This is a genomic window from Gimesia alba (genome assembly GCF_007744675.1).
Taxonomy (GTDB): domain Bacteria; phylum Planctomycetota; class Planctomycetia; order Planctomycetales; family Planctomycetaceae; genus Gimesia; species Gimesia alba.
Map to the genome: position 1 here is coordinate 3,676,481 of NZ_CP036269.1, position 16,724 is coordinate 3,693,204.

The 16,724-nt window shown below is 50.7% G+C and carries 11 protein-coding genes; all 11 read left to right on the forward strand.

All coding sequences use genetic code 11. The annotated features are described in order from the left end of the window. Positions 1–108 precede the first annotated feature (108 nt). The gene (locus Pan241w_RS13810; protein WP_145216649.1) at positions 109–1,191 is read left to right on the forward strand and encodes a DNA alkylation repair protein; all 1,083 of its coding nucleotides are present in this window, start codon (positions 109–111) and stop codon (positions 1,189–1,191) included. A 303-nt stretch (positions 1,192–1,494) separates the two neighbouring features. Continuing rightward, the gene (locus Pan241w_RS13815) at positions 1,495–3,669 is read left to right on the forward strand and encodes a PQQ-binding-like beta-propeller repeat protein (RefSeq protein ID WP_145216652.1); all 2,175 of its coding nucleotides are present in this window, start codon (positions 1,495–1,497) and stop codon (positions 3,667–3,669) included. Positions 3,670–3,709: 40 nt separating this feature from the next. Continuing rightward, positions 3,710–4,567 carry an SIMPL domain-containing protein gene (locus Pan241w_RS13820; RefSeq protein WP_198000515.1) on the forward strand — a complete coding sequence of 286 codons (858 nt, stop codon included), beginning with the start codon at positions 3,710–3,712 and terminating at the stop codon, positions 4,565–4,567. 46 nt (positions 4,568–4,613) lie between these two features. Next, complete coding sequence (locus Pan241w_RS13825) at positions 4,614–5,639, forward strand: prenyltransferase/squalene oxidase repeat-containing protein (protein ID WP_198000516.1); 1,026 nt, start codon at positions 4,614–4,616, stop codon at positions 5,637–5,639. A 79-nt stretch (positions 5,640–5,718) separates the two neighbouring features. Continuing rightward, on the forward strand, positions 5,719–6,744 hold the full coding sequence (locus Pan241w_RS13830; protein ID WP_145223398.1) for an AAA family ATPase: 1,026 nt from the start codon (positions 5,719–5,721) through the stop codon (positions 6,742–6,744). Beyond that, complete coding sequence (locus Pan241w_RS13835) at positions 6,722–7,705, forward strand: DUF58 domain-containing protein (RefSeq protein ID WP_145216659.1); 984 nt, start codon at positions 6,722–6,724, stop codon at positions 7,703–7,705. Before Pan241w_RS13830 ends, Pan241w_RS13835 begins: the two co-directional genes overlap by 23 nt. 37 nt (positions 7,706–7,742) lie before the next feature. Continuing rightward, the gene (locus Pan241w_RS13840) at positions 7,743–9,884 is read left to right on the forward strand and encodes a BatA domain-containing protein (RefSeq protein ID WP_145216662.1); all 2,142 of its coding nucleotides are present in this window, start codon (positions 7,743–7,745) and stop codon (positions 9,882–9,884) included. 16 nt (positions 9,885–9,900) lie between these two features. After that, the gene (locus tag Pan241w_RS13845; RefSeq protein ID WP_145216665.1) at positions 9,901–12,315 is read left to right on the forward strand and encodes a vWA domain-containing protein; all 2,415 of its coding nucleotides are present in this window, start codon (positions 9,901–9,903) and stop codon (positions 12,313–12,315) included. A 34-nt stretch (positions 12,316–12,349) separates the two neighbouring features. Further along, complete coding sequence (locus Pan241w_RS13850; protein WP_145216667.1) at positions 12,350–14,536, forward strand: hypothetical protein; 2,187 nt, start codon at positions 12,350–12,352, stop codon at positions 14,534–14,536. Between the two features lie 53 nt (positions 14,537–14,589). Next, a complete protein-coding gene (locus tag Pan241w_RS13855) occupies positions 14,590–16,050 on the forward strand; it encodes a hypothetical protein (RefSeq protein WP_145216669.1) in 1,461 nt (486 codons plus the stop codon). Further along, entirely contained in the window at positions 16,050–16,715 is a 666-nt protein-coding gene (locus tag Pan241w_RS13860; protein WP_145216672.1) for a hypothetical protein, read from the forward strand. Before Pan241w_RS13855 ends, Pan241w_RS13860 begins: the two co-directional genes overlap by 1 nt. The last annotated feature ends 9 nt before the right edge of the window (positions 16,716–16,724 follow it).

A 16,724-nucleotide genomic window follows, 5' to 3' on the forward strand; every position in this document is an offset into this window, starting at 1 on the left:
TGAGCAACTGGAATTGTTATGATCGGGCCCCCTTTCACTTTGAGAGGGGGCCCGTTTTTTTTTACGACAATTCATCCGTTTTATCTCAGATTGAAACAACCCGTTATTATGGCCAAATTGCTCAAAGATCATTTTGATCGCAATTATCTTTCTCGGCTTGCAGACGAGCTTCGCAAACACGAACCGGCGTTTCCCAAACGGAAAATGTTGTCGTTTGTGTTTGATACGGAATGGGAGCAAAGAGAACTCAAGCAGCGGATGCGGCATATTTCCCATGCGATGCGTGAATATTTACCAGCAGATTATGAGGTGGCCCTTAAGATATTAATCCAGGCAGCGCCACAGTTTGGTGGTTTTGAAGCCATGTTCTTTCCTGATTTTGTCGAAGTGTATGGACTGGATGAATGGGATCTGTCCCTGCCCGCTCTGGAACATTTTACAGAATATTCCAGTAGCGAATTTGCGGTGAGACCTTTCATTCTGCAGGATCAGAAGCGGATGATGCGACAGATGAAACGCTGGGCCGCGTCGAAGAATCATCATGTACGCCGATTGGCTTCCGAAGGGAGCCGTCCCCGCTTACCCTGGGCAATGGCTTTGCCGGAATTCAAGAAAGATCCTGCTCCTACCCTGCCCCTGCTTGAGAAGTTGAAAGCGGACCCGAGTGAATATGTCCGGCGGAGTGTGGCGAATCATTTGAATGATATTTCCAAAGATCATCCGGAGCTGGTCGTTGATATCGCACAGAAATGGATCAAGGGGAGCCCCGAAACTCAGTGGATCGTCAAGCATGCTTGTCGCACCCTGTTAAAGCAGGGAAAACCCGAGGTATTGGCCTTGTTTGGCTATCAGGCACCGGTTGATGTTTGTGTACGGAACTTTGAAATTACGCCAACCGGTGTGGCATGGGGCAAAGAAGTCCAGTTTGAGTTTGAACTGGTTTCCCCATCGGGAGAGCTGGGACTGCTACGCGTGGAATATGCGATCGATTTTGTCCGTCAGAAGGGCGCTGCTTCCCGAAAAGTCTTCAAAATCTCGGAAGGTCCTATTTCCCAAAATTCCCGCTGTTATTCCCGGCGTCATTCCTTTAAGCCGATTAGCACGCGAAAGTATTATCCGGGTTGGCACCAGATTACAATCATTGTAAATGGGCAGGAAATGGTCGACGGTCAATTTGAGTTACAGGAGTAAATTCAATTGACTTCAGAAAAAAATGAACCGTACGCGCCATTTGAACGTTGTTTAAAAGTTCATAAAAAATGGAAAAGCCTCCAATTAGTGCTTGAATTATTGAATGGGCTTTGGTGTACAATGTTGAAATAGACAAAAGACCTGTTTGAACAAGGTAACACAAGTTTGAAAACAGGCGAAAAAAATCGAGAAACCGGGAACTCACTTCACCCCACAAACATCCTGGTTAATGTTTCAGTAGATCGCGCCAATACAATTGATTTCCTACAACGATACAGGCCCATTCCAAACTAAGGATGGATTATGTTTACTATAGGTGCGCATTCACAATCTACTCAACAGAGACGATTCTTTATCGGGAGTCTCTGTCTGGGAATTCTGTGCTCTGCATTGGTAACAACAGAAACATTACAGGCACAGGTATTCGCGGTTCCGGTTCCTGTCGGCGGGGGAGCCGTTGATGCGGGGGACACTACTTCTTCGCCGCATAAGATGCCGGGCTTCAGCATCTCGGTTGATGAAAAGAAGCTCAATCTGCTTGATGACTATGAACGCTATATTCGCCATCAGATGTGGGAAAAAGCCTTAACCGCACTAAAGGAGCTGTCGGAGACGAAGTCCACATCCCCGCTACTGCCGACGAAAGATGGTTTTCTGGTCGATGCGGAACAGCGTATTTTTATGGCGCTGGTTTCGATGCCTGCTGAAGGACGCGAAGCATTTCGTCTCTTTTTTGATGGTAAGGCAAAAAAACAGTTTGAAGATCTTTCGGCTCAAAATGGTCTGTTGACTTCCGATCGAATCACAAAAGCGAAGCAGATTTATTCGCAATACTTTTTGACATCCATCGGCGATGATGTCGCCGACCTGTTGGGAAACGACGCTTTTGAACGCGGGGAATTTGTTCCAGCGGCTCGTTTCTGGCGATCGATTCTAGATCACCATCCCGATACGAATCTTTCTGAGATCGATTTGAATGTCAAATATGCTTTGGCCTTAATACGGAGCCGACAGACCGAACAGGCGGCTGCAACGATCCAGGTGATTTCGCAGCAGTTCCCTGGTAAAAAAATCAGACTCGGCGGCGAAGACGTTGATCCGGTTCCTTATTTACAAGCATTGACTCCCCGAGGTGCGGAGACTCCATCTGCTGCGGCTCCGCAACATCATCAGCTGGCAAATCTACTCCAACAGCCGTTGAAGCTGCCTCAGGAAAAAGTGAAGCCGCAGTGGCAATTGTCCTATCTGGACAAGACGATGGTTCAAGCGATTGAGAATTCCCGACGAAACTATTATGGCCGCGGTAAATCCTATGAGACCTTTGTGCCTCCCATGGCAGTGGATGAGAAGCGTGCCTACTTCAATTTTTATGGCGTTTGTTTTGGTGTTGATTTGCAGACCGGGAAATTAGTCTGGAGGACAGATAAATTCCAGGATCTGGGAACACATTTTAGCAATTACAGTTTTCATCAGTCTTCGAATCCGGCCCAATACCAGATCACCGTTGCAAATGATATTGTACTGGCGACTTTGATTCCCAAAAAAGAGATGAACCATTATCGGGCACGTTATCGCTTATATGCCTACAATGGGGCAACCGGGAAACAGCTCTGGACCTCCAATGTTTCGAATGAAAGTTATCTTTCAAAGCCTCTGGTAGAGGGAGGCCATGTTTATGTGGTCTCACATCTGCAGAACAATAAATCACTCACGTTAAACTGTCTGTCATTAAAGACGGGGAAAAAAGAGTGGTCTCTCAAACTGGGAGCTGCGGTCTCGACCAGTAATTCCAACGGAAGGGAAAAAATGCCGATTCCCTTGTTACAGAAAGAAGGAGACAACTTACTGGTTCTGACGAACAATGGCGCCTTGTTTGAAATTTCGATTCCCACCAAAAGCATCAACTGGGTTTTTCGATATCCCTATAAAGTGAATCAGTCGAACACGCATTACTATTATGCAGCCGTGCCTGAAGAGACTGAATTACACAGCGAAGGTCAGATATTTCGGGACCAGAATCTGGTTTACTTTAAGGAAGCGGGGGCGGACGAAGTCTATGCGCTGAATCTGGCAGAGAAACGGTTGGTATGGAAGCGTCCGATTAAGAAATCGGCACAGATTGTCGGTCTCGATCAAAAAAATGTGTATCTGTTATCCAAAGAACTGGAAGCCCTGGATCGCAAATCGCATCGATTGAACTGGGCGGTTTCCCTGCCTGTCGCCGCTGGTGGCTTGAGTGCCCTGGTGGCACCAGAAGAGGCCTGGGTGTTTACCAGTCGGGGAATCTTTGAAATTTCTAAGACAAATGGCGACATTTTAAATATCTATCGGGGAAGTGATAAGACTTCTCTGGGAGGGGCGATTGCACTCCGCAAGGGGCTCGTAATTTGCGTATCGAACCAGGCGGTCACCGCCTATCCCACTGCCAAGCCTGCAAAATCTCTTCCGACATCAGGGAATGAGAAATCAGGTCCCTGAAAACAGCAATGATCTTCAAAACAGGAATATGGAATTTAGTATGAGTGGTCTATCCAATCTGATGCAACGTTTTTTTCTGTTCTCATTGGCGCTAATCGTCTTTGGGGGAGTGAGTGCGATCTCGGTCTCTGCAGCAGAGGGAGAAGGCATTACGGTAGTCGGAGTCGGAAGCGTGGAAGCCAAACCCTCCGTTGTGGAGCTCACCGGCATGGTGATTGGCCAGGGACAGTTGGCCGGAGATGCGGTTACCAAATTTCATGGGAATCGTCGCCGCGCCGAAACCGCGTTCAAGAATCTGAAGATTCCGGGGCTGGTCATCGTAGAAGATGGCATGTCACTGTATTCTTCACTCAATGCCAGCCAGATGCAGGCCATGATGCAAGGCATGGCTGTGAATAATACGCAGTCTCAGAAGCTTTCTGTTTCGGAAACGCTGAAACTGCGATTGACGGGCATCGAGAAGCTCAGCACGCAGGAATTGCTGGAAACCATTGTTCGTATCGTCGATTCGGGCAAGGATGCGGGTGTCGTGATTGGAAACGATACCACGCCTCCCATTCCTGGAGTTTATGATCGTTCGAAAGCGCGGAATACCATGGCGACTTTTAAAGTCACCAATGTAAAAAAACTGAAAGAAGCCGCCTATCAGAAAGCAATTGAAAACGCCAAAGAACAGGCAGAGAAACTGGCGCAACTGACAGGAGTGAAGCTGGGAAAAGTGACTTCGATTAACGGACAGGGGAGTACTCCCAGAGGGGGATCTACGGTTGTTTATAACTATGGAATTACGCAGGGCGTCACGAATGCCAGTGAGAAGGAGAGTGATGAGCAACCTTCGACCCTGTTTAAGCCAGTTCCCATTTCCGCGGTCGTGAAAGTAACCTTTTCAATCGAGTGAGACTTTTTCGAAAAATAACGGGCGTCAAATGAGAAATTATCTACAGATGACATTCTGTTTTGTGTGCGTGTTTTCTCTCTGCTTTCCGCATCGAGTGAGTGGGGAAGAGATTCTGCCTAAACATATGACGCCGGCTGCAGTGAAATCGATACAGCGCGGCCTGGATTATCTGGCCAAGCAGCAGACCGCCTCGGGCAGTTTTCAGACCACGCAAGATGGAAGTACTTACCCCGTTTCGATGACCTCATTGGCGGGGATTGCTTTTCTGGCGAATGGAAATACGCCCAGCCGTGGGCCGTATGCCGATCAGGTGCGGAAAGCGACAGAATATGTGCTCAGCCAGGCACAGGATAACGGCTTGATCGCCGCCGGTTCGGAGAACGGACGTCCGATGTACGGGCATGGGTTCTCGCTACTCTTCCTTTCCAGTGTCTTCGGCATGGAGACCGATGCCAAGGTACGTGCGCGGATCGCAAAAGTCGTCAAAAATGGAATTCAGTTAACGTCATCGGGACAGAGCCCGTTAGGCGGCTGGATCTATACTCCCGGCGGAGGCGATGAAGGAAGTGTGACCGTCACACAGATGCAGGGGCTCCGCGCGGCACATAACGCCGGTTTCACCGTTCCCAAAGGGACCATTCAAAACGCTGTCCGTTATCTGGAACTCTGTCAGACCCCAGAAGGCGGTATTCGCTATTCCTATCATTCAGGCAACGATACCCGCTTACCGATTTCCGCGGCTGCGATTACCTGTCTGTATTCAGCGGGCGAATATGAATCTCCCCTGGCTGAGGAGTGCATGGAATATGTTTACGGCCAGTTTAAAAATCGAACGAACGGGTTTCAGTCGGGGCACTATTTTTATTTGAACCTTTACGCCGCGCAGGCGTTTTATCAGGCAGGCGATGATTACTGGAATGCGTACTTTCCCGGCCAGCGGGACAGTCTGATTAAATCTCAGACGTCGAATGGAAGCTGGAACGGCGATGGAGTCGGACCAGTGTTCGGGACCAGCGTGGCGCTCATTGTCATGCAGCTGCCTTACAAGTATTTACCGATTTATCAACGATGAATTTCTAACGATAGTAACCGGCCAAATAAGCGGGTAGAACGGGGAGTGAATCTTGTCAGAACTCAAAACAGCACCAGATATGGCGGCTTTGGAAAAGCTGAGAGCGGCCCAGGAACGAATTCGGGAACAGATCCGCACTGTCGTGATTGGTCAGGATGAGGTGGTCGAACAGCTTCTGGTCAGCATTTTAGCGGGCGGGCATTGTATTCTGGAAGGGGTACCCGGGTTAGCAAAAACGTTGCTGGTTTCGACGCTGGCAAAAAGTCTTTCGCTGGATTTTGGTCGGATTCAGTTCACGCCCGACCTGATGCCCGCTGATATCACCGGGACCGACGTCATTTATGAAGATCGGCAGTCCGGGACGCGCGAATTCAAATTTATCGAAGGTCCGATTTTCACAAATCTGCTTTTGGCGGATGAAATCAACCGGACGCCACCTAAAACACAGGCCGCTCTGCTGCAGGGCATGCAGGAAAAGAATATTTCGGCCGGGACCAAACATTATCAACTCCCCCGCCCCTTCTTTGTGCTGGCGACACAGAATCCCATTGAGCAGGAAGGAACCTACCCTCTGCCAGAAGCGCAACTGGACCGGTTTTTGATGAAGATCATCGTCAAGTATCCGACGCGGGATGAAGAGCGGTTGATCTATAAAACGGTCACCGGCGATGATCTTGTTGAGCCCGAGGCGACATTAACGGGAGAAGAAGTACTTGAGCTACAGCATCTCGTCCGGCGTGTGCCCATCAGCGATTTCCTCGTGGACTACACGATGGATTTAATTCGTGCCACGCGTCGCGACAGTGAAGATGCTCCCGAATTTATCAACCGCTGGGTCCTCTGGGGCGCAGGCCCGCGTGGTGGTCAGTCTTTGATACTGGCTGCAAAAGCAAGAGCCGCTCTTTACGGTCGACCGGAAGTCACGGTCGAAGATTTACAGGCCGTCGCGAAGTCGGTGTTGCGGCATCGCATTGTGCTGTCTTACAACGCCGAGTCGGAAGGACAGACCGCGGATACCGTGATCGAAAAACTGATCGAAGAAACTCCATTACATCAGAGTGCGGCAGGAAAGGATGGACAGTATGAAAGAATACTTAAATCCTGAGATTGTCGGACGGATCGCGGGAATTGGCTTCAAAGCACGTCAGCCGGTAGAAGGTTCGATTGCGGGCTTGCATCGGAGTCCTTTGCACGGCTTGTCTCCGGAATTTGCCGACTATCGCAGTTACACGCCCGGTGATGATTTGAAAAATCTGGACTGGAAAGCGTACGCGCGGTCGGACCGGTTTTATATCAAACGCTTCGAAGAAGAATCGAATCTGCGGGCGGTATTTATCGTCGATTCCTCAAAGTCGATGGCCTATGGTGAGCCCACATTTTCTAAATTCGATTGTGCGGCTTCAATTGCGGTTTCGATGTCTGCAGTTCTATTAAAGCAGAGGGATGCCGTCGGGCTGGCCATTCTAAATGATCGGGTACAGCAGGATTTGCGAACCGGGAGTACTCCCTCGCATCTGGCAAAGTTCCAGGAAGTTTTGCAGCAGATTGAACTGCAGGGCGAAACGGATATCGGTCCGGCAGTATCGCAAGTGGCCGATCAGATTCACCGCCGCGGAGTTGTGGTCGTACTGTCCGATCTGTTGACGCCTCTCGATCCCTTTTATGAAGCCTTGGGGAAATTACAACACGCCGGTCATGAAATCATCGTCGGGCATATTCTGCATCGCGATGAAGTGGAGATGCCTTTCAAGGATTCCGTGATCTTCAAAGACATCGAAGGCGAGGAAGAAATCTTCGCGGAACCCTGGGCCTTTCACAAGGCATATCAGGCGGCGATGGAAGAGTTCATCCAGGAAACGCGTCAGCGATGTCAGTACTGCGGCATTGATTACCTGCAGATTATGACCGACGACAATCTGGGGGGCGTCTTGAGTAGTTATTTGCATAACCGCCAGTTTGCTGGCGCAAAAACGCACCGGGGAAGGATGTCGTCCTTGGGCAGTCAGTCTGGTGATGATAATAAAACAGAAAGTGTGACCGCGAACTCCCCTGCCCCTGATCAATAAACAACACAAAAACGGAAAGAGAATTTCGAGAACATATATGCAATTTCTGGCCCCCCTTTTATTGACGGGAACCGTGTTAGCTTCGGCTCCCATCATTATCCACCTGTTAAACCGGCGACGGTTTATCCGCGTGGACTGGGCGCCGATGGAATATCTGAAACTAACGCTGAAAACGAATAAACGTCGGTTGCGACTGGAACAATGGTTATTGTTAGCGATAAGAACGCTGGCAGTGCTGGCGTTGTTTTTGGCGGTGGCTCGTCCGATTAGTTCCGGGACGAATCTGGCGGGATTCCTGGCGGTCGAAGGTCGCGCCAGCCGGGTGATCGTGATTGATGATTCACTGAGTATGTCCTATCAGACGGGGGAACAGCCGGCTTTTGAACGGGCCAAAAATGCGGCCCGGCAGGTGCTGAATCAACTGGGGCCGCAAGATTCCGTTTCCGTAGTACTGGCGTCAAACCCTGCACAGCCCTTGGTGCGGATGAGTCATCTGGAAGAGAATGAAACAAACAAACTCATTGCGCGGATTAATGAGCTGTCTAACTGTCAGATGGCCAGCCATTGGATTTCCACACTGGAAGACATTGATCGGCAGCTTCAGGAAGCAACATTTCCCGTCAAAGAAGTGATCATCGTTACCGACCTGTGGGCCGCTGGCTGGACGGTCGAAGTCCGCGATCTGTTTGACCGCTGGTCGCAGGAACAAGTCACCGTACGGTTCATCGATATTGGAGAAGAACCTGCGGGCAACCGGGTATTGCATTCACTGGAACTGGACAGCCGGATTGCGCTGGTGGATCAGGAAGTCAAATTGACGGCGGTGATTGAGAACGCCGGGGGAGAACCGCTGAAGTCGGGACAGGCGTTGCTGACCGTTGATGGAAATGTGACGCCGGTGACACTACCTGAAATTCCGGCTGAAAAAACCGTCAATGTTCCGGTGAGTGTGCGCTTTGATCAGGCCGGGCAGCATGTCGTTTCGTTGAGTATTCCTAACGATCAGCTTTTGGAAGATAACATTCAGCACAAAATTATCAACGTGCGTCAAATGGTCGATGTAGTGCTCGTCGATGGAGAGCCGGGACTGAATCCGTTTGAAAGTGAGACCGATTTTCTGGCGTTGGCACTGTCCGCCGGGAATTCTAACTGGCAGGTGACGCAGGCGGAAAGTTCGACCTGGAAGACTCAACTGCTCACGGCTCCCGATTTGATCGTGCTGGCGAACGTCGATCAATTGTCGAAAGAACGTGTTAAGGAGCTGGAAGAACTGGTATCGCTGGGAACGGGTTTGATGATTTTCGCCGGCGATCAATGCGATCTGGAATTGTATAACGAGAGACTCTTCAAAGGGGGTAAAGGTCTCCTCCCCGCCCGGATCCATAAGATTAAAGATTTATCGTCACAAGGGCTGGTGATCGAGCCGATTGCCGATTCGCCCATTGAGATGCTGAAAGGACTCACACCAGAACTGTTGAGCCGGGTCCGGCCCCGCCGCTTTGCGGATGTGACCCTCGATCCCAACGCAGACCAGCAGCAGGTACGCGTGCTGGCACGGTGGAATGATGCGCAGCAGTCGCCAGCGGTGCTTGAGAAACGGTTTGGTGAGGGGCGCGTGTTGTTCTGGACAACCACTGCAGACAAAAGCTGGAGCGACTGGCCGGCGGAAGCGAGTTTTGTGCTGGCGATGCGTGTCGCGGCACAGGAGATTGCGGCGGAGATTCAGCGTGGTGAGAATTTAATCGCGGGGGAGCCGATTCACTTTGAACTGGAAACAGTCACCCCACCCAAATCGGGTGATTTACTTTGGCTGGATCGGGAGTTGAGCCCGCGTGAGATTACTTTCGGGACGATCGATGAAACAAAAACGATGTTGAGTTCCGCCCCGATTCGCTTTGCGGGAGTGGTGGAAGCGACGTGGCAGGATACGCAGCTTGGTGACCAGTCACAGAAGTTTGCGATTAACGCCAATGTGGAAGATTCTCTGCAGAAAAAACTGAATGAGCAAGCCTTGCAGCAGTTTTTAGGGCGCATGCCGTTAAAGTTGATTCGCTACCAGGGGAAAGAAATGGACCTGTCCACAGACGGGACCGAATTGTGGCGGTATCTGGCGGTGTTGTTACTGGGATGTTTAATATCAGAAAGTATGCTGGCGACCTGGATCGGTCGGCGGCGGTAATTAGAGAGATGCGACATTGAGTAAGTTTCTGGAAATCCTGTTTGGCGTTCAATCTTCGTCCTGGACCGAAGGCGGCCACTGGTCCGCTCAATGGGTGGGGCTGCCGACCGGGGACTGGATGTTGCTGTTGATTGCCGGGATTCTGGTGCTCGTTGCTGGTGGCTGGTGGCTTTACAAGCGGGATGCGCAACAGGTTCCCGCAGGGCGTCGCTATTTGTTGTATGCGATTCGGGTTTCGATTCTGCTGCTGGTGGTGGCGATGTTGCTGGAACCGATTCTGGTGCTCAGTAAAGAGGAAAAGATTCCTTCGCACCTGCTGGTTCTGCTCGATACTTCGCTGTCGATGTCCTTGAAAGACGCCTGGAAAGATGATGAAAAAGCGATGGACGTTTCGCGCAAACTGGGAATGTCTGCCAATACCGATGCGTTGCGTCAAATGAACCGGATGCAGTTGGCGCAAAAACTAATCAATGAATCGTTTGTCAAAGATCTTACGGCTGACGGGACGCGGACGGTGCACCTGCATGGGTTTTCGGACAAGTTCGATCCGGAATCACTAAAGCTGACTGAAGAATGGAAGACCGGCGGCACGGGAACGGCGATTGCCAGTTCGCTCCGTCAGGCGCTGCTGTCGTATACGGGAATGCCGCTCTCAGGAGTGTTGCTGATCAGCGACGGTCAGTCGACGGCGGGGGAACCGCCTGAAGAAGTGTTGCAGATGCTCTCCGATGAAGGCGTACCACTGGTGACGGTCGGCGTGGGAACAACCGATGGACCGCGGAACGCCGCGATCAGCCAACTGGAAGCCAGTCCGGTGGTATTTGTACAGGATACGAATGAGCTGACCGTGCATATCGAGTCGCGCGGCATGCAGGCCGAGTCCGCGACGCTGCTGATTGAACAACGCCGCAACGGCGGTCCCTGGCAGGAATTTGCACGCGAAGAGATCGTGCTGAATCTGGATGGTCAGTTACAGCCCAAAACATATCAATTTAGCGAAACGAAAACCGGTAAGCTGGAGTTTCGCGCAAAACTGATGGATACCGGTCCGGAAATTTCTCAAGATGATAATCTGGCCTCGGCGGAAGTCCGCGTGATCCGTCAGCGATTGAATGTGCTGTTCATTGCCGGTTCGACATTTCCTGAAGTGCAGTTCCTGCGAAACACGTTTCTGCGCGATCGACAGATTAATCTCTCCTCCTGGTTGATGGCCGCGGATAAGACGTACGAACATCCGGGCGACTTACCCATCCGCCGCCTGCCGGTGACCCAGGAAGAGTTGAATGATTACGACTGCGTGATTTTGTATGATCCCGATCCGACACAATGGCCGGTGAACTTCCCTGACTTGTTGACGAACTTCGTTACCAAAGCGGGCGGCGGTCTGGTGTATATTGCCGGCGAAATGCAGACGGCCCAGATGTTCGATCGCCAGTCCGATCCTTCACTCAGTTGGTTGAATCTGCTGCCCGTGATCCGGGAACCGGGGTTGTTCCGGTCGCAGGTGCAAATCCGCTTGAGTGCTCGTTCTCCCTGGAAACTGGATGTGACCGATCAGGGTTTTCAGGATCCCATCTTTACCTTTTCAACGGATCGACAGGCGAATGAGCAGGCTTTGAAAAATCTGCCCGGCATGTTCTGGCATTTTCCAGTCACGAAAGCCAAGCCGGGTGCGACAGTGCTTGCGGTGCACGCAGATCCTCGGATGCGAAATGAATATGGTCAGGAAGTATTAATCGCCTCCCAACGCGTGGGGCCTGGCTGGTCGATCTTTATCGGTTTCGACAGTACCTATCGCTGGCGTTATATGGACGAGCAGTTTTTTGATGGCTTCTGGGCACGCGTGGTCGATCGAGCCGGTCGCAGCAAGCAACTGGGGGGGAATTATCCGTTTCGGCTTTCCACACCCCAGGCGACCTATCAACCGGGGGGACAGGCAAAGATCGTGGCTCGTTTTCTGGATGAATCTCAGATGGAGCCCGGTTTGCAGCGTCTGTATGGTGAAGTGGAACGAGGCGACGATCAGCCGATTCCATTAACGTTGAACGCCGGTAATAAAGCCGGAGACTTTTCCACAACGTTTCCGGTTTCCCAGCCGGGAACGTATTTTGTGCGTGTCTGGTTAGGTGATGAGGCCGCCGGTGCGACGGTCAAAGCAGCGACAATGCCGATCAAAGTGGAATTTCCGAATAAAGAGCTGGAAAACCCGGCTCTGGATGAAGCCTTTTTACAGACGATGGCGGTTTCGACAGGCGGCCGCGTGTATCAGATTTCGGAAGCAGACGAGATTGTGAATGCGTTCAAGATCAAGCAGGTCTCCCGCTTGCTGGAAGAGCGTCAGGAGATCTGGGATGCCCCAATTTTTTATATCTTGATTTTTGGTTTACTGGTTTCCGAGTGGATTCTACGAAAATGGTGCCGCCTGATTTAGGGCGGCTTTGATGTGTCACTGGAGTGAATCGTTTATGTCCCGCGTTCAGCAGTCGAATGAGTTCGAAGCGTTACAAACCGCGATTTCCGGGAAACTGGAAACCGTGGGGAGTGCGTTGCGCCGGCATACACTGCTCGAAGCGACGGCCCGCATCTTGTTGGCGCTGTTGGGGCTGGGCTGTTTGTCACTGCTGTTTGACTGGTGGCTGGAACTGAGTCTGGTGGCGCGGAGCCTGTATCTGTTATTGGGCGTTGGCGTGGTCGGTTATCTGATCTATCAGTACGTCTATCAGCCACTGCGGGTTTCGCTGTCTCCCATTGAAATTGCAAATCTGATCGATCGAACCAAAAAAGTGAAACCCGAGCAGGCGATTGCGCCACGTGTTGCCAGTGTGTTACAACTGCCGACGCATCTCGCGGAAACAGAACAGTCGGAGCCGATGATTGAGCGGGCTGTACAGGAAAACTATCAGCGACTCAGTCAATTTCCGTTTCAAGACTCGATCGACCCTCGGCATACGAAACGCTGCTTACTGGCGCTGCTGGCTGCGATTTTGATTCCCATCTGCTTTGTGGTTGTTCTCCCTGAGGCGGCGCGATTGTGGAGTCAGCGGTGGTTGCTCGGTTCGAATGAACCCTGGCCACGAAATACGCATTTAACAGTGGTCGGGCTTCAAGACGGACAGTGGATCATTCCGCGTGGTGAAACCGCGACATTGCAGGTGCAAGCGGAAGACGAAGAACAGACTACGGAAAGCGTGTGGCTGTATCTGCAAAGCGAAGACGGCGAGAGTGAAACAATCACGATGAATCGGTTTCAGACGGGCGATTTCCGGTATGAACTGCCTCCCCTGCAGTTACCGTTGAAAGCCTATGCCTGGGGCGGCGATGCCGCGACCGAGCCGTTTGAGATTGTTCCCATTGATCGTCCGCGGATTACGGATTTGAAGATCAAAGCGACGCATCCTCGTTTGTCAGAACCATTTGTGTCACATTTTTCTGCCAGTGAGGGAAATGTGAGGCTGTTACCTCAATCGGAAGTCACGTTGGAATTAACGACAAATGTCAAAGTCCGCCAGATTGACGTTGATTCTGAGGACGTTTCGTTACAATGGGAGAGTACAGATGGTACGCATTTTCAAACAACGTGGACGCATGATAAACCAGTCAGTTTCAAGCTGACATTGCACTCTGCAGAACATGAAATTAATTCGCATCCCCGACCTGTGTCAATCGGTGTGCAGCCGGATCGCAGTCCACGATTGAGTTTTCGTTATTCAGGAGTACGGCAACGCATTACGCCCGAAGCGACGATCCCGTTTTCGATTATTGCCCGTGATGATTTTGGGGTTCGACTGGTGGGCATGACATCGATGCTGCCTTTCTCCGGAACCGATTCAAGGGAGAAGCCCGAAGCGGAATCAGAGACAGAGGGGGAGAACGCGAAAGAAACAGTCAAAACGGCGCCCGTAAAAATAAAGAATCAACGGGAATATCCTGTGTATGGCCCCGCCGATCCCGCGGTGGAGACGGTGATTGATGACGAACGACAGGTTTCGATTGCAGAGATGAAATTAAAACCGGGGGCGGTGATCACGTTTCAGAGTCATGCAGAAGATAATTGTTATACCGGAATTCAGAAAACGAGTTCGCGGCAGTTGGTCTTTCGGGTTGTGAAGCCAGAAGAGCTGTTTCGTGAAATATTGTTACGACAACAACAATTGCGTTCCCGTTTGCGGAAAGCCCGGGATCAGGCAGAACAGCTAAGAGACAATTTAAAACAGGCGACGAGTCTGGAACAGGCGGCCGAGTGGATGCGGCAACATCAATTGGTCCGTCGCGAAGTGGGCCAGGTCAGCCATGCTTTGAATGGTTCTGTGGAAGAAATGAAATTGAACAAACTGGGAGGGGAAGAAACTTATCAATTGATCGAGCAATCAGTGCTTAAGCCTTTGGAAAGTCTGCATCAGCGGGAGATGGAACAGCAAAGGCAGTCGCTGGAAACGTTACGAAGCGAGTCCCCTGACCCGATAGAACAGATTACATCGCGTCAGGATCAGATCTTAGAGTCATTAGATAAAATCTTGAATAACATGGCACAGTGGGACAGTTTTATTGATGTGGTAAATCAATTGAACGCCGTGATTAAGTTGGAACAACTCGTCAAAGAAAAGACCGAAGAGCTCAAGAAGAAACAGGTCGATTCCATTTTCGATAATTAAATAGTGAAACCTGCCGTTGGTTTCAATGACCCCCTGTTATGGAGGTGAGGGAAATGCACAAAAGGCAAATAGTGACTGTGATGGGACTCGCGTTTTTCGTGGCGTGTTCGACACTGCTCTTATCAGCGAATGCAGCAGACAAAACAGAAACCGTCTCCAAAGAGGCAGACAAATCAGCAGAGAAAATTGCGCCACAGAAACGGATTCAGTTTGAACAGGACAAAGCGAAAGCGCACATGCAGGAACTGGAAGAACGCATGTTTCGGCTCTCCAAACTGATCCAGGAATCGCAGCCTGAAGATGCGGCGCGGCTCTTATTAGGCTTGCGCAAAGCACGCGAACAGTTGATTCTGGACCGAATGGGCGAAGCATCCAAGATGCTGGACAATCTGAAACTGGATCAGGCCAACAAGGAACAGAAAGAAATTCTGGTTCTGCTGGAAGAGTTGAAAAAGCTATTACTCACGGCGGACATTGGTCTGGAACTGAAGCTGGAACAACTGCGGAAATTGATTAACTCGCGCGAGACTTTGAACAAATTACTCAAAAAAGAGGAATTACAGCTCTCGAATACGCTGGATCAGCAGAAGAAGCAGGAAAACAAAAAAGAGCTGAAGGCGCTGGAGACCAGCGAACAACGCAACCAGAAATCGGCTGAAAATCTGGAGCAGCAGTTACGCGAATTTGGTGCCGGTTCCAAGGGAATCTGCAATTCTCTGGCGGGGGCAGGCAAATGTATGGGGGGCGCTTGCAAAAGCCTGGGAGAATCCAAGCCGAAGCCCGCCTCAAAGGACCAGAAAAAAGCGATCGAGCAACTCAGCAAAGCACAGCTGGAAACGAAAAAACTGGAAGATCAGCTTCGCAGTGAAGTCGAGGCATTGGTGCGTCAGCGAGTGATGGACCAGTTGCAGGATATGATCACGCAGCAGAAGCAGATTCGAGATGTGACGACTAAACTACAGGATCGTGTGGCGCAGAAGCAAAAACAGGCCTTGGTAGCGGTCAGACGGTTGTCGGTGTCGGAAGAAAAAATCATCGGTCTCTGTATGGAAGCAATCGAGCTTTGTGAGCTGACCCAGTTTAGCCTGGTGCTGCCGATCGCCCTGGGGGCCGTTCAGGAACAGATGGAATTTGTGAATGAAGGATTACTGCATAGCAAAGCCGACAAAGAGATGATCAACGATCAGAAACAGATTGAAGCTGATCTGCAAGCACTCTTGGATGCCATGATCGAAGCGTCGCGGCCATCCAATAAACAAGGGGGCGGTCAATGCAAAGGCTGTAAAGGCAATCGAAATAAATTGCTGGCCGAAGTCAAAATGTTACGCTGGATGCAGTATTCGGTGCATCAGCGGACAGAGAGACTGGATCGGGAGATTGACAAGAAACAGATCTCAGAAACGGCGCTGCAGGAACGGATTAATTTACTGACCACGCGACAAAAAGAGATCGATTCGATTACCGGGCGGTTACACAGCATGACCTGTCCTGATTGTCTGACAGGAGGCGAATAATGAAACGGCTTTCTTTTAAAATACCAACGTTACTCGGATGCCTGGCATTGATTGCCTGTGTAGAGATTCTTTCCGGCGTGCTGATACAGCACGTGAATGGTGCGGAAAAAAATTCTGCGCCAGCACAAGAGAAATCGATTGAAGCGGTGAAACCAAAGACAGTACCGGGTAAAGCTGCGCCAATCAGAGTGCCGGAAAAGAAAGATCATTTATCGATGGTCCGTGATGAAGCCTGGCTAAAAGATCCGTTTAAAAATATCCAGACCGATGTAAAGTCGGTGATTACCGATTTTGACAAAGGCCAGACGAAACAGCCGGTCAAGACGACGCAGCCCCGAATCATTTCGCGGTTGGATCTGCTGGTGGAAATGCTGGAAAAGCAGTGTAAGAGTGGCGGTGGTGGAGCAGCGGGAGCAAATCCGACCCGGGCTGCAAACCAGTCTACATTAGGAAAAGGCCCCGGTGGTCAGGGAAAGTTGCGGGCACCGGATAAAAAAGGACGCAACTGGGCTGATTTGACCCCCAAGCAGCGCGAGAAAATTCTCCAGTCTCGTACGGAAGGGTTTCCTCCCGGCTACGAAGATATTCTAGCTGACTATTTTCGTCGATTAGCCCGCAATCAAGGTGTGGAAAAGAAACAAGCAACTTCTGAGAAACAAAAATAAGATGAAGCA